The organism is Paenibacillus peoriae (assembly GCF_022531965.1).
Lineage (GTDB): Bacteria > Bacillota > Bacilli > Paenibacillales > Paenibacillaceae > Paenibacillus > Paenibacillus polymyxa_D.
Window position 1 is genome coordinate 1,545,916 of sequence record NZ_CP092831.1, and the last position, 18,295, is coordinate 1,564,210.

Consider the following 18,295-nt stretch of genomic DNA (forward strand, 5'->3'; position numbering starts at 1 on the left):
GATTTGGCAGTCTGCTAGTTCTATTTTTATAAAGGGGGAAGATCGCATTGACGTGGATGTATATTGTATGCGGAGTTCTGCTCGCGATTGCGTTAGTTACGGATTTACGTAGCATGAAAATCCCTAATAAGCTTACATTACCCGGCATAGTGGTAGGCTTAGTATTCAATACTCTATTTGGGGGGTGGCACGGTTTTTTATTTGCTGTTGCTGGACTGGGTACCGGATTTGGGTTCATGCTGATTTTGTACTGGATGGGAGCTGTTGGTGCAGGAGATGTGAAGCTGTTCGGCTTGATTGGAGCATGGACAGGTGCCGCTTTTGCATGGCAGTCAGCTTTATATTCGATTTTTTTTGCAGGTATTATTGGCATAGGGATTTTGCTATGGAAGAGGGAAACCATCATGAGACTGCAGCGCGTAGCTTTTAATTTAGGAGGATTTTTTCTATTTCGCAGCGGAAAAGCACTGACCAGTGGAAATGAAGCACACCTCAGGTTTCCTTTTATGACGGCAGTCATTCCGGGGGCGATCAGTGCTTATCTTTACTTCTTGCCATGACATGTCCGCTGGGGGAGATCATGCTACCTCACGGAGATAGGAAATTGTTAAGGAGGTCATGAATTGTTTGGTTTAAGCAGGGATTTTGCCCGGAACGGCGGGACATTTATGATTCTAAACAAGGAAGACGGGCTCAAAACCGATGATTTAAATTCCGTACAAACTGGAATGATGACTGGTAATCGGATTCCCGGTCTACTGGAACTTAGAATAAAGGAAGTCGATTTTCAGATTGAGTTACATTACGACATTTCGGGGCAACGCATGCTTTCCCAATTATGGAAAGGTGGGGGCGTGTCGACTTCTGATTTCTACCGGATTCTTTTTGAAGTGGCAGATGCCCTCCATCGCAGCCCGCAATATATGTTAGATATTCGCCAGTTTATTTTGCACGAGGATTATATTTTTCTAAGTGGTTCAGGTACAAGGGAAACCGCCAGTTTAACCTATGTTCCTTTACGCAGTGTACAGTATGCAGGGCAAACAGGCAGTCAATTTAAGCAGATGGTTATTCGTTTAATGACTCGTGTGGCCCACTTTCAGGGAGAAAATATACAACGCATACTCGATCTGTGTGATAGAAATGAATTTGAATTGGGTTTGCTAAAGGAACTGCTGTTGCAAGGAATGAAGGCTGGTACAGAGAGTGTTAGCGTGCAGGCAGAAAGTATGGAAGAGCGAGCTTTTTCATCAGCTGATCCTATCCTATCTGCCCATACCTCACAGGGGAACTATACGGATCGTGGCGGAACATACGCGCGAGAGCATCGGGAAACTCTACAGGAGATTCAGGAGCTTAAACGGATCAATCGGCTCAAACCGTCCGTGAAACCAGAGGAGAATTCCGAGCATGTAACAGAAAACGAAGTAGAAGATGTGGAGTCTGGATTGCAAAAATATAAAACCTACATTGCTCTCGGATGTCTGCTCGCTTCGGCCATCGTGTGGCGTTATATTTATCTGGACCATCCAGAGACGGTACCGTTGATTATTTCCATGGTGCTGACCTTGGTACTTGCCGCTGTTGCTTATATAAGCTGGACGGGGAAATGGGAGCGCAATCGAACTTCATCTCATATGTACAGCGATTCAGTACCTGTATTGGATTCGGAATGGTTAGGAACTACTTCTTCCCCAGCACAGCGCAAAAATGATCGTTATCAGGTAGATAAGCTGACCGGATTAGTAGCGGGACGTCATCATCAAGACAAGCAATCTTCCGATTCGAGTGATCAAGGGCCGGAGGACTGGAGATGGACTTTTCCAAACTCAGAATCTAAGAGCGTGGGAAATCGAGTTACGGAAAATAGTAAGAAAACTTCAGCAAATTGTGACTTACACGAGCCATCGTGGAAAGGTGCGGAACGGGGAAATGAATTGGAAGCCAGTGATACCAGCGAGGCTTATTATAAGTCTCTCTCCGGGGTAACGGAGCTTCTAAATGCTGCATCTAAGCAGGAAACGATGCTGCTTCGTGCAGATCAAGAGATGCAGATTTCACCAGTGCAGCAATCACCGATGGCTTGCCTGGATCGCAAGCCACCAGGTAGTGGAGGGACAGAGCGCATCCGGTTGCAGCCAGACCAATTCGTTGCAGGCAGTTTTATCATCGGGAGAGATCCGCAACTGGTTCAGTTTGTAGAGCATACGGATGGAGCTTCCCGTTCTCATATTGAGCTTTGCATAGTTACAGGAGAACATAGCCACATTGTTAAGGATTTATCCTCGACGAATGGAACTGTTCTGAATGGAGAGCCTATGGTGCCTTATAAGGAGTACACAATGAAGGATGGAGATACTTTTAAAATCGCTGGAGTTTCTTATACTTACCGGTTGGACTCTTTTAAATCCTCCAATGCATCATAAATGAAGGTTATATGGATATATGTCAAGAAGAGGCCTGTTATATTCAGAGCCTCTTTCTTTTCCTCTTTTTCAATTCAATGCTGTTTTTGGGAAGAATGGAGTTCTTTAAGAGCGTCCTTAAGTGAAGGATAGTGAAACTTAAATCCGTGCTCCAGCGCTTTGCGCGGTATCACCTTCTGACCATCCAATACTAGCGTGCTCATCTCACCAACTAGCTTTGAAACGAGAATGCTGGGGACGGGAAACCAGTACGGACGGTGATATACCGTAGCTACTGTCCTCCCAAACTGGTCGTTCGTCAAGGGTTGTGGTGATGAAGCATTCACTGCCCCGACAATTTCCGTCGTATGGATGCAGTACGTGATCAGACGAACGATATCTTCAATATGAATCCAGCTCATCCATTGATGGCCGCTACCTATTTTGCCGCCGAATCCGAAGCTATAAGGCATCTTCATGAGTGGGAATGCCCCTTTTTTTCTGTCCAGCACAAGGCTAATGCGTAACTTAATTAAACGGGCTTCAGAAGGGTAGGCATTGGCTGCTTCTTCCCATTGCTCAACCACCTGAGACAGAAAATCTCCCGAACAGCGCGGGCTCGTTTCATCGAATGTTTCGGTCAGGGATGTACCATAGGCGGCAACAGCAGAAGCCTGAATGATTACTTTCGGTTTTTTTTGTAGAGCATTCAATGCTTGAGCCAACCGGGCAACAGATAGCAGTCGAGATTGAAGAATTCTTTGTTTGGACTTATCCGTCCAGCGCTGATTCAGCGTTTCGCCTGCTAAATTAACGACCGCATCTGTGCCTTCCAGTACTTCAGGCTTTTGTTTTAATTCGTTCCAGCTCATATATTGCAAGCGGGGGCTCGCTTCGTGTCCTACCAGTGGCTTGCGGGTAACGACTTTCACGGTGTATCCGTCGTCTAGCAGGCTTTTGACCAGTGCACTCCCCACCAATCCAGTTCCTCCACATACGATGATGTTCATGGAGCCAGCTCTCCTTCCAATTCACAAAAAATACATCTGTTATAGAATATAACCCTTTTCGAGAGAAAAAAACTTCATATGAATGTCCTTTATACGGTTAAGTGTCAATCCATGATTTTATTTACCCCTGTTTGACTAACATATATTCTGATGTGTACTTTATCTACGTATTCCCTTAATAGAGTTATTTGAGGATTTTGCAAAAGCCCAATAAGCGACTTTCAATGAAGAATATATTGATCGAAATGGTCTGGTTCGTCTGTATATTGCACTTTGGAGCGACTGGAATCGAATTTTGCAAAATCCTGATTTAAGAAAGTTGCCATAAAAGCTATGTTGTTTGATTTCAATAATCACGTTAAAATGATTAAATTAAAATAAGACAAGCATAACAGGATAAGGGGATGAATCAGGGTCATGCTGAAAATTGGTTCTCATGTGTCCTTCTCGGACAAGGGTCTGCTCAGCGCTACAAAAGAAGCGTCTACTTACGGGTCCAGCTCCTTTATGATATACACGGGAGCACCGCAAAACACGCGTCGTAAGCCGATGGAGTCCATGTATTTGGAGGAAGGCAAGCAGTTAATGGCTGAGAAGGGAATGGAAGATATCGTGGTGCATGCCCCGTATATCATCAACCTTGGCTCTTACAAAGAAAATACCTATGAGCTTGCGGTCAGCTTTCTTCAGGAGGAAATTCGGCGCACACACGCGATAGGTGTGAAAAATATTGTGCTGCATCCGGGCGCTTTTACCGATAAGGATGCGGAATATGGAATCGGGCGTATTGCCGATGGTTTGAACGAGGTACTGAACGGCGTGAAGGAGACAGATGTTAACATCGCGCTTGAAACGATGGCAGGCAAAGGAACGGAAATGGGGCGTAGCTTTGAGGAGATTGCCTCCATTATAGATAAAGTAGAGCGTAACGAGCGTCTTACGGTTTGTATGGACACCTGTCACATTCACGATGCGGGTTATGATATCGTAAATGATCTGGACGGTGTATTGGAGCAGTTCGACCGTATTGTCGGCTTGAATCGCATTGCAGTTGTTCACATTAATGACAGTAAAAATCCAGTTGGCGCTCATAAAGACCGCCATACTCCGATCGGATCAGGCTGGATTGGCTATCAGACTATTCATAATGTGGTGCATCATGAAGCACTTCAAGGACGTCCGTTTATTTTGGAGACGCCATGGATTGGGAAGGAAGCCAAAACTCAGCGTCCGATGTATGAGGTTGAAATTGCCCTGCTTCGCGGAAATGTAAAGGAGCGCTTTGGGGATGAGTTTTTGGGTCAGGTAGAGCAATTGCATTCGTTTTTCAAAAAACAGGATGTGGATGTCCGCAAATTTGTTCTGGACACCTGGGCTCTGCTGAAAAATGATGCCAAAGCAAGAAAAGCCGATCCACGTGAGCCGTTGGAACGTCTGTATGACATGATAACGGAAGCAGCACTATTTCCAGATTTGAGCGAAGAACACATTAATCAACGGTTGATTGCCTGGTTTGCCGGCAGTCATTTGCCAGTGACGGTATAAGCTAAGGGGGATTAATAGCCACATGGAAATTCACGTAAAACATCAGCCAAATAGCACTCTATCAGCCCATGAAAACCGCGCGCGTATGCTTGTATCTTGTCCAGATGGACCAGGTATTGTAGCGGCCGTGTCCCGTTTTTTGTACGAGCATGGGGCCAATATCGTTCAATCTGACCAATATACAATGGACCCGTCGGGCGGTATGTTTTTTATGCGGATTGAATTTGATCTGCCGAATTTGAGTGCAACCCAGCCACAGTTGGAGCAGGATTTTGCCGCTGTTGCTGAGCAATTCCGTATGGAGTGGACGATTTCTGCGGTTAGCCGCAAGAAAAAACTGGCCATTTTCGTTTCCAAAGAAGATCACTGTTTGGTAGAACTGCTGTGGCAATGGCAGGCAGGAGATCTGGACGCGGATATTTCATTGGTGGTTAGTAATCATCCGGATATGAAGGAGTATGTGGAATCGTTTGGTATCCCATATCACCATATTCCGGTAACCGCCGATACCAAGCCGGAGGCGGAGCGTCGCCAACTAGAGGTTATTGGCGAAGAGATAGACGTTATCATTTTGGCCCGTTACATGCAGATTATATCTCCCAAGTTTATTGAGCATTATCGCAACCGAATTATCAATATCCATCATTCCTTTCTGCCTGCATTCGTGGGTGGGAAGCCATATGCCCAAGCCTATAATCGCGGTGTGAAAATTATTGGTGCTACTGCGCATTATGTAACTGAAGAATTGGACGGCGGCCCGATCATTGAGCAGGACGTGCAGCGTGTAAGCCACGGAGATGATGTAAATGAGCTAAAACGGATCGGTCGCACCATAGAGCGGGTCGTTTTGGCAAGAGCCGTGAAGTGGCATGCAGAGGATCGTATTCTGGTTCATGAGAACAAAACAGTCGTTTTTAACTAATCTTAAAATTTTAGGAAAAATTTGTGAATCTATATTTTTTGTTAAACAAAGCCCATCGCATAACGGGCTTTGTTTTTTTATATAAGGATTTTGCAAAATCCTCATGTGAATTATTAGCCTTATAGCCGGTCAGTACATAATATTTTTGTGATTTTATATTTTTTTAAATGAGGTTAATACATTACGGGTATATTTATATGAGGACACGGTACTACATTTCCCACAATCATCTTTATAAACGATCTGGCAAACTTTCACGGCAAATGGTACAATACTTAAGAATGTATAAGTCATATTGAAACATTCAAGCAGATTCACTCACTTCAACAGATATCGTTTTTGTATCAGGCGGTGATGTTGGGGAGTATGACCGAATGCAATTGACATACTTTTTACAATATGAGGAGGCTAACCATGACTGACCAGAACCAAGCGATTCAAAAGGATGAAAACTCCACGATCGACAATTTGTCCATCACAACTATTCGTACGTTGGCAATTGATGCCATCGAGAAAGCAAACTCGGGACATCCTGGTATGCCGATGGGCTCCGCGCCAATGGGATACCAACTTTTTGCTAAAACGATGAATCATAATCCCGATCAACCTACATGGGTTAACCGTGACCGTTTTGTATTGTCTGCAGGACACGGTTCCATGTTGCTATACAGCCTTCTGCACCTGAGCGGCTATGATCTTCCTATGGAAGAACTGAAACAATTCCGTCAATGGGGCAGCCTTACACCGGGCCACCCTGAGTTTGGCCACACTGCTGGTGTAGATGCTACAACCGGTCCTCTGGGACAAGGTCTAGCAATGTCCGTAGGTATGGCAATGGCTGAAGCTCAACTGGGCGCAACCTATAATAAGGACGAATTTAAAGTTGTAGATCACTTCACATATGCAATTTGCGGCGATGGCGATCTGATGGAAGGTATTTCCCACGAGGCTGCTTCGCTGGCTGGTCGCTTACAACTGGGCAAACTGATCGTATTGTTTGATTCCAATGATATTACACTGGACGGCAAGCTTAATCTGTCCTCTTCCGAGAGTGTTGCCAAACGCTTTGAAGCTTACAACTGGCAAGTACTGCGCGTAGAAGATGGTAACGACCTTCCAGCCATCCAAAAAGCCATTGAAGAAGCGCAAGGCGACTCGACACGTCCTACGTTGATTGAAGTGAAGACAGTCATCGGCTACGGAAGCCCGAACAAACAAGGTAAAGGCGGACACGGCGGTACTCATGGTTCCCCACTGGGATCAGAAGAAGCCAAGCTGACTAAAGAATTCTACAAATGGGTATACGAAGAGGACTTCCACGTACCACAAGAGGTTCGCGAGCATTTTGCTAAAGTAAAAGAGCGCGGTATCGCAGCGAACAAAGCATGGGATGAACAGTTCGCCAAATACAAAGCTGCTCACCCTGATTTGGCAGCTCAGTTCGAAACAGCTGTAAACGGCGATCTCCCAGAAGGATGGGATCGTGACCTTCCGAAGTACACGACTGAAGACAAAGCCGTTTCGACTCGTGTAGCTTCTGGTAATGCTTTGAACGGATTGGCTCCAAACGTACCTTTCCTGACAGGCGGTTCTGCCGATCTGGAGAGCTCCACAATGACACATTTGAACAACCTGACGAACTTTACGCCAGAAGACTACGCCGGCCGTAACATCTATTTCGGTATCCGCGAATTTGGTATGGCTGCTGCGATGAACGGTATGGCGTTGCACCAAGGTGTAAAAGTATTCGGCGGTACATTCTTCGTATTTACAGACTATCTGCGTCCAGCCGTTCGTCTGGCAGCTCTGATGGGATTGCCTGTAACCTACGTTCTGACTCACGACAGTATTGCTGTAGGTGAAGATGGTCCGACTCATGAGCCGATCGAGCAATTGGCTTCCCTGCGTATTATCCCGAACTTGACAGTAATTCGTCCAGCGGACGGTAATGAAACTTCTGCTGCTTGGGCTTACACGCTGGAAAACAAGAAAAACCCGGTTGCTCTGGTATTAACTCGTCAAAACCTGCCAATCCTGGCTGCTAGTGCTGAGCATGCACGCGAAGGTATCAAACGCGGTGCTTATGTGGTTGCAGATGCAACAGATGGCAAACCAGTTGCTCAAATTCTAGCTACAGGCTCCGAAGTGCAATTGGCTGTTAAAGCTCAGGAAGCACTGGCAGAACAAGGTATTCAAGTACGTGTTATCAGCTTCCCAAGCTGGGATCTGTTCGAAAAACAAGACAAAGCATACAAAGATTCCGTTCTGCTGCCAGAAGTGAAAGCTCGTTTGGCTGTAGAAATGGCATATCCACTGGGCTGGGAAAAATATGTTGGCGACCAAGGCGACATTCTCGGTATCAGTACATTCGGCGCATCCGCACCTGGCGATCGCGTGATTAAGGAATACGGCTTTACAGTAGAGAATGTTGTTAGCCGTGTGAAAGCTTTGTTGAAATAAAACATTGGAGCATCTAAAACAGACAGTCGTAACCTGAGTAAGGCTTACGGCTGTTTGTTTCATACAGTTGATGTTTTGCGAAAAGATCACTTTGGAATTCCAGTGTATTGTATACGTGATACAGTGTGTATTTTCATACTGAAGCTGGAATCAAATCTATGTTATGATGCACCAATATTCATTCAACCATTGAGAGCAGATGAGGGGATAACGAATGACACAGTTTGATGGAGTAAGCGTAGTTAAAAAAGCAAACGTTTATTACGATGGTCAGGTTACAAGCCGTACAGTCATCCTGGGTGACGGTAGTAAGGTTACACTGGGGATTATGCTGCCAGGAACGTACGAGTTCGGCACGGATTCCCGTGAGATTATGGAGATTTTGGCAGGGGATCTGAGAGTGTTACTTCCAGGTACTGAGGAATGGCTGGAAATACAAGGGACAGCAACCTTTCACGTACCTGCAAAGTCTTCCTTCAAGCTGGAAGTACGAAGTGTAACTGATTATTGCTGTTCTTATCCCGAATAGTAAGCTAAAACGGGTAAGCACACTCAGCCTTCAAGCTAAGTGTGCTTACCCTAAAGCTATGCCATATGTACACAAGCACAGCAGTATAGTTACACAGAAAGGTACAGCTTATTCGAGAGGTTGACCACCAATGGTGCGGCCAATCCATGCTTCGTATGTCTTCACGACAGCGGATAGGTCCTCGTCGCCGTAGCCTTGCGTTTGCCCGGCTTGAAATAGGCTTTTGGCAATGGATAACATAGGTGCGGGGATGGACAGGCTGTCTGTTAGTGAGGAAGCAAGCTTCAAGTCCTTAAGCATCAAGGCAAGTGAGAACTGGTTGCTAAAATCATGCTCAATGATTTTGCGCCCTTTCAGGTCAGCGGCCTTGCTGCCTGCCGATCCGAGTTGTACCAATTCAAGGAAGCTGTCTGCCGGGATGCCGGATTTAGCCGCGATAGCAAAGCCTTCAGCCAGAGCGAGGTTATGAATACCGACCATCGTATTATGAGCGAGCTTGGCTACGGCCCCGCTTCCATTAGGTCCCATATGAAGTACCTTTTTGCCCAGGGTATCAAAAACATCTGATTGTGCCGCAATGGCTTCTGCATTACCACCAACCATGAACACGAGTGTGCCGTCTACAGCGGCAGGCTTACTGCCTGTTACGGGAGCATCAATGAAGGAACAGCCCAGCTTGTCCGCTTCGGCGGCTAGTTGTTTGACCAGCTCAGGTGAAATCGTGCTGTTGTCCATCACGGTCATGCCAGCCGTAAGGCCGGCAAACACACCGTCTTCGCCGTAATAGATGTCACGAATGGAATGATCATCACTGACCATGGTAATGACCAAGTGCTGACCTTCAGCTGCTTCACGAGGGGTTGAAGCTGTACGTGCGCCTTGCTCTTCCAGTGGCTCGCAGCGCGAAGCGGTGCGATTATAAACTGTGACTCCGAATCCCTGCTTTAGCAGATTGGATGCCATCGGGGCGCCCATGGTGCCCAGTCCGATAAATCCGATGTTTTTCATTGCTAATCACCTTTCTTGTTGGAAGTTGCCGTCCGATGCAGATGCGAGTCGGCCCTGAATTGAATATTGAAACAGGTTGATCTCAGTTAATTGTAGCATGGGCATGCTACCCTATCTACAGGAGGGGCTGTCAAGCACAGGATACATAGGTAACGCAAGCTTGTCAGGCCCAGCAAATTAAAGTATCCTATTCCTAAGTCCTTATGTTCGTATTCATGGTCTTAGTAATACCAAACAGGAGGTTCCAAACATGTCTAAAAAAGTTATTTTTGATTACACTAAAGCTCTCTCCTTTGTAGGTCAGCACGAAATTGATTATTTTGCAGAGCCTATCAAGCTGGCTCATGAGCAACTGCACAACCAAACCGGTGTAGGTTCCGATTTCTTAGGTTGGATCGACCTGCCTACCAATTATGATAAAGAAGAGTTTGCGCGCATCCAAAAGGCTGCTGCTAAAATTCAAAGCGATTCCGAAGTACTGATCGTAATCGGTATCGGCGGTTCTTACCTTGGAGCACGTGCTGCGATCGAAATGCTGTCGCATTCTTTCTACAATGCACTGCCTAAAGATCAACGCAAGGGCCCAGCTATCTATTTTGCAGGCAACAACATCAGCTCTACATATGTGAATCATCTGTTGGAACTGATTGAAGGTAAAGACTTCTCTGTGAACGTCATTTCCAAATCAGGTACGACAACAGAGCCAGCTATCGCATTCCGCGTATTCCGTGCAGCTCTGGAGAAAAAATACGGTAAAGAAGAAGCGCGCAAACGTATTTATGCAACGACCGATAAAGAACGTGGCGCTTTGAAAAAACTGGCTAACGAAGAAGGCTACGAATCTTTCATTATTCCTGATGATGTGGGTGGTCGTTACTCTGTGCTGACAGCAGTAGGCTTGTTGCCGATTGCTACTGCAGGCATTAACATCGAAGAAATGATGCAGGGGGCGGCAGACGCTTCCAAAGAATACAGCAACCCGAATGTAGCTGAGAACGAGGCTTATCAATATGCAGCCGTTCGTAACGCTTTGTACCGCAAAGGTAAAGCAATTGAAATTCTCGTAAACTATGAGCCGTCTCTTCATTTTGTATCCGAGTGGTGGAAACAGTTGTACGGAGAAAGCGAAGGCAAGGATTACAAAGGCATTTATCCTGCTTCTGTTGATTTCTCGACAGACCTGCACTCCATGGGACAATTCATTCAGGAAGGCAGCCGCAATATTTTCGAAACGGTAATCCAAGTAGAAAATGTACCTAGTCACATCACCATCGAAGCAGATGAGGATGATCTGGACGGACTGAATTTCCTGGCAGGCAAAACTGTGGATTTTGTAAATAAAAAAGCATTCCAAGGTACATTGCTGGCTCACACAGACGGACAAGTACCGAACTTGATTGTAAATATTCCTGACTTAAGCCCTTACTCTTTCGGCTATCTTGCTTATTTCTTCGAAAAAGCTTGCGGCATCAGCGGCTACCTGTTGGGTGTAAATCCGTTCGATCAACCGGGCGTAGAAGCTTACAAGAAGAACATGTTTGCGCTGCTCGGTAAACCAGGCTTCGAAAAAGAAAAAGCTGAGCTTGAAGCGAGATTGTCTGAATAAGAGTGCTGTAATCTCTGATGCGAAACAGGATTTCGGTCAGAAGTGTTATAGTGTATAGCAGCAATTAAAGTACAGGAAAGCAGTTCACCAGCTGCCAGTAGCGGGGGACTGCTTTCTTGTAAAATGAAGTAAGGAAGGTTATACGTGTATGTTGGAACAATACCGAACCGTACGCGGTGCCGGCAACAAGGAAATTGTGATCCGAAAATCCCGTTTTATCGGCCATATTCAGCCTGTTCAAACTGAGGAAGAAGCAGTTGCTTTCATAGAGCGCATCAAAAAAGAGCATTGGAACGCTACCCATAATTGTTCTGCTTACATGATTGGGGAAAGAGACGAAATCCAAAAGCAATCGGATGACGGAGAACCGAGCGGTACGGCTGGAAAGCCTATTTTGGAGGTGATCCGCAACCAGAAGCTGAAAAATGTCGCTATTGTTGTTACCCGTTACTTTGGTGGGATTTTGCTGGGAGCAGGCGGTCTGATTCGCGCGTATTCAGATGGTGCTGTTGCAGCAATCGAGGCAGGGGATGCAATTACGCGTGTGCTGCATCGTGAAGTTTTTGTAGAATTGGATTATACCTGGTTGGGCAAAGTGGAAAATGAATTACGCAATCGCAGCATCCGCACTGGAGAAACAATGTTTACGGATAAAGTTACCTTAACCTGTCTGCCGCTGGCTGGTGATGCGGAATCCTTTAGCAACTGGATAACAGACTTGACGCAGGGGCAATCGCTTGTGTCGGAGGGAGAGCAGCTTTACTTTATTGAAGGGGAATAAATAATATGGCTAGAAGAGCAGTAGAACAGGAGTTGTCAAGAGGGCGGATTCTGGAAGCGGCCAGGCACTTGTTTATTACCAAGGGCTACCGTGCGATTTCAATGCGCAGCATTGGCCAGCATCTGGGTTACAGTCATGGTTCGTTATACTATCATTTTAAAGAGAAGGCTGAACTGTTCTATGCCATTGTGATTGAAGATTTTAATACATTGCGTGGGATTCTACTGCAAGCAGCAACAGGCACACCTGATGATGGCTTGAGCAGACTAGAGTACTTGATGCTGGAATTTATCCGTTTTGGTTTGGAAAATCCATATCAATACGAAATTATGTTCATGATGCACGATGAAGAACTATTTGCATACTGTCGCACAGAGCAAAACCGTTGTGTCGAACTATTTGCATCCATGATCCGTCAAGAATTGAGTGGTCAGGGGCATTCGGAGGAAGATTGCTCAAGGGTACCGAAAAGTCTGTTTTTATCCATGCATGGCTTTGTATCCTTTTATATTCAGGACGGTTTAACATTTGAAGAAATTAGGCCCGCTGCTTTAGCACATGTAAAGCTGCTGTGCAGACACCTATGAGCGTACCTGCATTCACACGCTTCACCCATGAACATGTAGGGCGCTTTTCTAGGTGTATGCACTTCATGACGGTGACTTATCATTACGGTACTTTGCGAAAGCGACTAAGAATTTAACAGACGATGATGCATCCAGTAGGAAAACATCATGGTCTGTTTTTTTACCCGTTTCCGTCAGCCCTTCATGATTTTCACATGGTATTGACGTCTGCGTGGTCCGTCGAATTCACAAAAATAAAGTCCTTGCCATCGTCCGAGCAACAGCTTTCCATCATGGATGATGATCGTTTGTGAGGGGCCTGTCGTGATGGATTTTAGGTGGGACGCTGTATTTCCCTCCATATGGCGATATTGGGGATGCTCCCACGGATAGACTTCATCTAGTCTTAACATCACATCATGTTTGACATCTGGGTCTGCATTTTCATTAATGGCGATGCCGGCTGTCGTGTGTGGACAATAAACAAGTGCGGTTCCTTGTTGCACCCCGCTTTTTTCGATCAATGAAGCAACCTCTCGTGTAATATCACGAATTTCATCTCGCCGTGTAGTGGATAATTCTAAAGTATGCAACAATAACTCCATCTCCTTTCTTCCTAATACTTTACCCTTTTAATTCCTAATATAATATATAGAGTTGACGAAAATTACTTTCCTTTGATAAAGTATCACATAAGAAAAAACATAGTATATGCATTGGAATAATTAAATGATTTTAAATGAGGTACGTGCTTTGCGGTAAGCAAGGCTGCTGCTGTTCCTGAACAGGTCCAGAAGCGGAAAGGAAGTGTACGGATATGCATGTGGAAGTAAGAGGATTAAACAAGCATTTCGGTAATTTTCATGCAGTAAAGGACGTATCTTTTGATATTCAGGCGGGCCATCTTATTGGCTTACTCGGTCCAAGTGGTGGGGGGAAAACCTCCATTCTTCGCATTTTGGCGGGTCTGGAGCAACCGGATGCGGGAGAAATTCATTTTCATGGAAAAAGGGTAAACGAGCTGTCCCCGCAGGAACGTGGAATCGGATTTGTATTTCAAAACTATGCTTTGTTCAAGCACATGAGCGTCTACGACAATATTGCCTTTGGTCTGAAAGTGAAAAAAAGCTCCAAAACCCGTATCAAGGAACGGGTCACGGAGTTGGTCGAACTAACGGGGCTCAAAGGATTTGAGCATCGTTATCCGCATCAGTTGTCAGGTGGACAGCGACAGCGAGTTGCTTTTGCGCGTGCTTTGGCACCAGAGCCTCAATTGCTGCTGTTGGATGAGCCTTTTGCAGCTATTGATGCCAAGATTCGTCAGGAGCTGCGCACCTGGCTGCGAGAGTTGATTGAGCGGGTGGGCATTACTTCAATTTTTGTCACCCATGATCAGGATGAGGCGATTGAAGTAGCGGATGAAATTATGGTGATTAATCAGGGACGACTGGAGCAGAAGGGAACGCCTTGGGATATTTATAAAAAACCGGGTACCCCGTTCGTGGCTTCCTTCATTGGGGAATCTACGGTGATTGAACAGGCAGGCAGTCTCAAAGGCTTCGAAGAAGCTGCTGGAGTGGGAACACGTGCCTTGATCCGTCCGGAGTATATTGATGTCGGGCCAAGCGAGGAATTTACGCTTCTGTCGGCGACCGAGGAAGGCGTAGTGAAGCATTTGCATTTTCGTGGAAGTGAGTGGATGGTTGAAGTACAAGTTGGGGACCATCGTCTCATGACGTACCGTTCGCTGGAGAAGTCTACGCTGGAACCTGGTCAGCAGGTGCGAGTGTTGGTGCATCGAGCCTATCTATATAATGACCAGTCCAGCTGGATGGTGGAAAACCGCCTGAAGGAAGATCCCATGCCTATCATCATTTAAAAATCAGGCTTTTGCAAAATTCTCAAATATATATGATCACGCTTGGGGGGATGTCTAGCCTGATTTCACGGCTTTGGGCATGCTCCTTTTGGCGTTGGACGCTGGAAGGATTTACGCAGATGATTTACGTAGAATCGGTCTGTTCGTTATAATAGTAGTAAAAAGACCCAAATAGATAGGAGTTAAACCATGAATCGGCTTATTTTTCTTGGCACGGGGGATGCAATGGGGGTTCCGCGTGTATATTGTGATTGTCTCGTATGCACAGAAGCTCGCACGACAGGGGCGAACATAAGATTGAGATCGTCTGTGCTGATCGAAAGCGAGACGGAGGACTTTATGATTGATTGTGGCCCGGACTGGCGCAGACAGCTAGAATTACGCGATCTGCGTTTTATCCCTACGATCCTTGTGACACATGCACATTTTGACCATATTGGAGGATTACCAGAATGGGCAGATGCCTGTCGCTGGACTGGGAACAGAGGTCGATTGTACGCGCCACAGGAAGTGATCGACACGATCTTGCGGCAATTTTCCTGGCTCTCTGGAAATTTGGATCTTATTCCAGTAGATCAGGGAGCCCAACTTGGCGGGTGGAATATCCGGGGATGGCGTGTGAATCACGGGAAGAACGGATATGCCTACGCTTATCGCCTGGAAAAGGACGGCTTCTCGTGGGCCTACTGTTCGGATTCGATTGGATTAAATGAGGCGGAAATTCTCCCTTTGCACAATCTGAATTTGCTCGTCCTGGGAACGAGTTTTTATCATGAGGAGGCCGAGTATGCCACCCGCTCTGTATATGACATGCTGGAGGCACAGGAGCTTATAGGAAGGCTTAAGCCCCAAAGCACAGTGTTTACACATATGTCCCATGATGTGGATGTCACACGCAATTATGGGCTTCTGGAAGGGATTAGTTTGGCACACACCGGCATGAGTTTGCCGTTAGAATAAAGGTGCATTTTACCTTTACATCGTTCGACTGATACGTAGAAGGGTGGAGATTCCTTCTTTGATTTGTAGCTCGTTGGCGTATGAATAGGACAGTCGTACATGCGTTTTACCCTCTGCGCCGATGGGATCAAATACATTGCCGGGGACAAAGGATACAGATTCTTGTACACTTTTGGCAAGTAATTCATTAGGTTTCAACGTAGAAGGCAGCTGGAGCCACAGGTTGAGTCCTCCCGCTGGGCTGGTCCATGTCCAACCGGAATCGCGGAGACTGTCTTCCATCGTTTCCTTACGAATCTGGAGCGCGATACATAGTTTTTTAATATGCTGCTGCATACGTGGAGATTGAAAGTATTCTAAAAATAGCTTTTGATTCAGCAGTGGCGATCCATTGTCCACCAACGCTTTGACGTTGAGCAGGCTGTTCATGAGCTGTGGTCGGCAGGTCACGGCTGCGATTCGTAGACCGGGTGCGACATATTTACTGTAACTTCGAATGTAGACGACGCTTCCCGAAACATCATAGGCGAAAATCGGAGAAGGAGGCTTTTGCCCAAAGCTGATGTCATAGGTGCTGTCATCCTCAACAATGAGGCAGCCGTAGCGCTCGGCTAGTTCAGGCAGTCGTTTGCGTTGCTCATCGGGGACCGTAAAGCCCGTCGGGTTGTGGAATGTCGGATTCATATAAAAGAGACGTGGTTTTTCCGTTTTCATGCACCACTCAATCTGGTCCATATCATATCCTTCTGGTCGAATATCGGTCATGGTCAGACGTGCGCCTTGTCTGCGGAATATTTCCATGGCAGGACCATAAGCAGGGCGTTCGATCAATACACGGTCTCCTGTATGGAGCAGAGATCGGGCAATTAAATCAATGGCTTGCTGTGCTCCCGAGGTAATCATCACTTCATCCGGTGATAAAGCAAAATGCTTATCCACGCTAAAATGCTTATCCACGCTAAAATGCTGCGCCATGGCCTCCCGAAGCTCGGTATCACCCTGTACAGCGGAATAGGTGGCTGCTACTTTCGGATGCTTTTCAAAAACCTGCATCATCAGCTCTCCCCAAAATCGGTTGGGCAGGAGAGAGGGGTCAATCAGCGCTTTGGAAAACTGGAAATTCGCATTCACTGATTGAACGCGGGTAAGTCCATCCATTCCTCTCCAGGCTGAAACTGACGGATCATCTGCCGCATGGGCAGATTTGGAGTGAATCGTGAGGTCTATGGACGTATGTCTCGAGTAGCCAGCATATTTTGCATGTCCAGTCGCTTGGGAAGCATGAACGTAATATCCTGATTTGTCCCTTACATAGACCAGTCCTCGTTGCTTCAACTCCTGATATGCCCGGAAAACAGTTAGCCGATGTACACCCAGCTCCTGAGCCAAGCTTCGTACGGACGGCAGCTTCATGTCTGTTTGCCAATCCCCGCGATCGATCCGCACAGTTACATAATGGATAACCTGCTCATACAGCTTTAAGGCATGATCGGCTGGAAAAAGTAGTTCGCTGTTGTTCTTACCCATGCTATCCACGCTCCTTTGTGTGTATTGTACTATATAGCACTTCAAAAACGTATACAACTGTTCTGTAGTTATACAACTGTTCTGTTCGTCTCCCTGTATGCTTAAAAGCAACTGAAGGGAGAGGGACGTATCATGATTGGGATCGCGTTTACAGTAATGTGTCTTATTTTTGGCACAACGTTTTTGGCCATAAAAGTGGGAGTGGAAGCCGGGCTTCCGCCGTTTTTATCGGCAGGGGTACGTTTTTTCGCCGCAGGTGCGATATTATTTATTGCTATGAAGCTGACCGGAAAGGTGAAATGGTCGTTATTATGGCGTAAGGAAATGTTGCTGATTGGAGCAGGAACGACCTTCGGTACCTTTTCGGCCTTGTATTGGGCAGAGCAATATGTCAGCTCCGGGATCGGAGCTATTCTGTCAGCTACCGGGCCGATGATGATCGTCATTTTGCAATCTGTACTGCTACGGCAAAAAACGTCACGGATTACGGTCGTTGGCTGCATGATCAGCTTTCTTGGTGTGGTGCTGGTTGTGCTGCCCGGATTGGCGGTTCAGATCAGTGGTCTGTGGCTGGCGGGATGCCTTGTTATTTTGCTGGGGGAGCTGTGTTATTCAGGGGGAGCTCTTTATTCCAAGCGAGTGATGGATGTATTTCGTGAAACGAACCCGATTGCCCTGAATGCGGCGCAAATGATCCATGGGGGATGGATGCTGCTGTTACTGTCTGCGATCACGGAACCGTGGAGTTCTGAGGGGTGGCAGTACCTTCCTGCCATGGGGTCTTTACTCTATCTGATCCTGTTTGGTTCGATGATTGCACATACACTGTTCTACTGGCTCATGGAGCGTACAAATCCCCTGTTTCCGACGACGTGGCTGTATATATCACCGCCGATTGCGGTGGGCTTGGGAGCGTTGTTGTATGGAGAGCATGTAAGCTGGTGGATGCTGGTTGGGGTGCTGCTCATTGTGACCGGACTAATCCTTATGAACAATGGAATTATCCGTTTGGTGAACAGGCGTAAGTTACGTTCTGCTGCCTGATATTTTATAGCGGTCAGGTTATTATATGATCTGACAGAAAAGGCCTCCAAACT

General features: G+C 46.4%; 16 protein-coding genes. 12 read left to right on the forward strand and 4 right to left on the reverse strand.

Annotated elements, in window-relative coordinates:
- The first annotated feature begins 47 nt into the window (after positions 1–47).
- Both MLD56_RS06945 and MLD56_RS06950 read left to right on the forward strand, forming a co-directional pair.
- On the forward strand, positions 48–560 hold the full coding sequence (locus tag MLD56_RS06945) for an A24 family peptidase (RefSeq protein WP_029516370.1): 513 nt from the start codon (positions 48–50) through the stop codon (positions 558–560).
- A 63-nt stretch (positions 561–623) separates the two neighbouring features.
- Entirely contained in the window at positions 624–2,426 is a 1,803-nt protein-coding gene (locus tag MLD56_RS06950) for a DUF6382 domain-containing protein (protein ID WP_029516371.1), read from the forward strand.
- Positions 2,427–2,500: 74 nt separating this feature from the next.
- Here the strand turns inward: MLD56_RS06950 and MLD56_RS06955 are convergent, their stop codons facing one another.
- A complete protein-coding gene (locus tag MLD56_RS06955; protein ID WP_029516372.1) occupies positions 2,501–3,415 on the reverse strand; it encodes a TIGR01777 family oxidoreductase in 915 nt (304 codons plus the stop codon).
- A gap of 417 nt (positions 3,416–3,832) precedes the next feature.
- Here MLD56_RS06955 and MLD56_RS06960 point away from each other — a divergent pair, with 417 nt between their 5' ends.
- From MLD56_RS06960 to MLD56_RS06975, 4 genes are all read left to right on the forward strand, one after another.
- Positions 3,833–4,960 carry a deoxyribonuclease IV gene (locus MLD56_RS06960; RefSeq protein WP_029516373.1) on the forward strand — a complete coding sequence of 376 codons (1,128 nt, stop codon included), beginning with the start codon at positions 3,833–3,835 and terminating at the stop codon, positions 4,958–4,960.
- A 22-nt stretch (positions 4,961–4,982) separates the two neighbouring features.
- On the forward strand, positions 4,983–5,882 hold the full coding sequence (gene purU / locus MLD56_RS06965; protein ID WP_029516374.1) for a formyltetrahydrofolate deformylase: 900 nt from the start codon (positions 4,983–4,985) through the stop codon (positions 5,880–5,882).
- A gap of 414 nt (positions 5,883–6,296) precedes the next feature.
- Positions 6,297–8,342, forward strand: a complete 2,046-nt coding sequence (gene tkt, locus MLD56_RS06970; protein ID WP_029516375.1) for a transketolase — start codon at positions 6,297–6,299, stop codon at positions 8,340–8,342.
- Between the two features lie 214 nt (positions 8,343–8,556).
- On the forward strand, positions 8,557–8,871 hold the full coding sequence (locus MLD56_RS06975) for a pyrimidine/purine nucleoside phosphorylase (RefSeq protein ID WP_013309288.1): 315 nt from the start codon (positions 8,557–8,559) through the stop codon (positions 8,869–8,871).
- Between the two features lie 108 nt (positions 8,872–8,979).
- On the opposite strand, the gene MLD56_RS06980 is transcribed toward MLD56_RS06975, so the two are convergent.
- Entirely contained in the window at positions 8,980–9,879 is a 900-nt protein-coding gene (locus MLD56_RS06980; protein WP_029516376.1) for an NAD(P)-dependent oxidoreductase, read from the reverse strand.
- A 250-nt stretch (positions 9,880–10,129) separates the two neighbouring features.
- Here MLD56_RS06980 and MLD56_RS06985 point away from each other — a divergent pair, with 250 nt between their 5' ends.
- The 3 genes from MLD56_RS06985 (at position 10,130) to MLD56_RS06995 (ending at position 12,853) form a co-directional block, all read left to right on the forward strand.
- Positions 10,130–11,485 (forward strand): glucose-6-phosphate isomerase, encoded by a 1,356-nt coding sequence (locus tag MLD56_RS06985; protein WP_013369975.1) that lies wholly within the window; start codon positions 10,130–10,132, stop codon positions 11,483–11,485.
- A 148-nt stretch (positions 11,486–11,633) separates the two neighbouring features.
- A complete protein-coding gene (locus MLD56_RS06990) occupies positions 11,634–12,266 on the forward strand; it encodes a YigZ family protein (RefSeq protein ID WP_029516377.1) in 633 nt (210 codons plus the stop codon).
- A gap of 5 nt (positions 12,267–12,271) precedes the next feature.
- Complete coding sequence (locus tag MLD56_RS06995; protein WP_029516378.1) at positions 12,272–12,853, forward strand: TetR/AcrR family transcriptional regulator; 582 nt, start codon at positions 12,272–12,274, stop codon at positions 12,851–12,853.
- Between the two features lie 173 nt (positions 12,854–13,026).
- On the opposite strand, the gene MLD56_RS07000 is transcribed toward MLD56_RS06995, so the two are convergent.
- A complete protein-coding gene (locus MLD56_RS07000; protein ID WP_029516379.1) occupies positions 13,027–13,428 on the reverse strand; it encodes a secondary thiamine-phosphate synthase enzyme YjbQ in 402 nt (133 codons plus the stop codon).
- Between the two features lie 221 nt (positions 13,429–13,649).
- Here MLD56_RS07000 and MLD56_RS07005 point away from each other — a divergent pair, with 221 nt between their 5' ends.
- Positions 13,650–14,711, forward strand: coding sequence for a sulfate/molybdate ABC transporter ATP-binding protein (locus tag MLD56_RS07005; protein ID WP_029516380.1), 1,062 nt, complete (start codon positions 13,650–13,652; stop codon positions 14,709–14,711).
- 189 nt (positions 14,712–14,900) lie between these two features.
- Positions 14,901–15,671, forward strand: a complete 771-nt coding sequence (locus MLD56_RS07010) for an MBL fold metallo-hydrolase (protein ID WP_029516381.1) — start codon at positions 14,901–14,903, stop codon at positions 15,669–15,671.
- Positions 15,672–15,686: 15 nt separating this feature from the next.
- On the opposite strand, the gene MLD56_RS07015 is transcribed toward MLD56_RS07010, so the two are convergent.
- Positions 15,687–17,198 carry an aminotransferase-like domain-containing protein gene (locus MLD56_RS07015; protein WP_029516382.1) on the reverse strand — a complete coding sequence of 504 codons (1,512 nt, stop codon included), beginning with the start codon at positions 17,196–17,198 and terminating at the stop codon, positions 15,687–15,689.
- Between the two features lie 132 nt (positions 17,199–17,330).
- On the opposite strand from MLD56_RS07015, the gene MLD56_RS07020 reads away from it, so the two are divergent.
- Entirely contained in the window at positions 17,331–18,242 is a 912-nt protein-coding gene (locus MLD56_RS07020) for a DMT family transporter (RefSeq protein ID WP_029516383.1), read from the forward strand.
- Positions 18,243–18,295 lie beyond the last annotated feature (53 nt).

Bases quoted from the DNA above. Each gene is read 5' to 3' on its own strand.
- MLD56_RS06955 (WP_029516372.1), bottom strand. From the start codon at position 3,415: ATGAACATCATCGTATGTGGAGGAACTGGATTGGTGGGGAGTGCACTG.
- MLD56_RS06960 (WP_029516373.1), top strand. From the start codon at position 3,833: ATGCTGAAAATTGGTTCTCATGTGTCCTTCTCGGACAAGGGTCTGCTC.
- purU (WP_029516374.1), top strand. From the start codon at position 4,983: ATGGAAATTCACGTAAAACATCAGCCAAATAGCACTCTATCAGCCCAT.
- tkt (WP_029516375.1), top strand. From the start codon at position 6,297: ATGACTGACCAGAACCAAGCGATTCAAAAGGATGAAAACTCCACGATC.
- MLD56_RS06975 (WP_013309288.1), top strand. From the start codon at position 8,557: ATGACACAGTTTGATGGAGTAAGCGTAGTTAAAAAAGCAAACGTTTAT.
- MLD56_RS06980 (WP_029516376.1), bottom strand. From the start codon at position 9,879: ATGAAAAACATCGGATTTATCGGACTGGGCACCATGGGCGCCCCGATG.
- MLD56_RS06985 (WP_013369975.1), top strand. From the start codon at position 10,130: ATGTCTAAAAAAGTTATTTTTGATTACACTAAAGCTCTCTCCTTTGTA.
- MLD56_RS06990 (WP_029516377.1), top strand. From the start codon at position 11,634: ATGTTGGAACAATACCGAACCGTACGCGGTGCCGGCAACAAGGAAATT.
- MLD56_RS06995 (WP_029516378.1), top strand. From the start codon at position 12,272: ATGGCTAGAAGAGCAGTAGAACAGGAGTTGTCAAGAGGGCGGATTCTG.
- MLD56_RS07005 (WP_029516380.1), top strand. From the start codon at position 13,650: ATGCATGTGGAAGTAAGAGGATTAAACAAGCATTTCGGTAATTTTCAT.
- MLD56_RS07010 (WP_029516381.1), top strand. From the start codon at position 14,901: ATGAATCGGCTTATTTTTCTTGGCACGGGGGATGCAATGGGGGTTCCG.
- MLD56_RS07015 (WP_029516382.1), bottom strand. From the start codon at position 17,198: ATGGGTAAGAACAACAGCGAACTACTTTTTCCAGCCGATCATGCCTTA.
- MLD56_RS07020 (WP_029516383.1), top strand. From the start codon at position 17,331: ATGATTGGGATCGCGTTTACAGTAATGTGTCTTATTTTTGGCACAACG.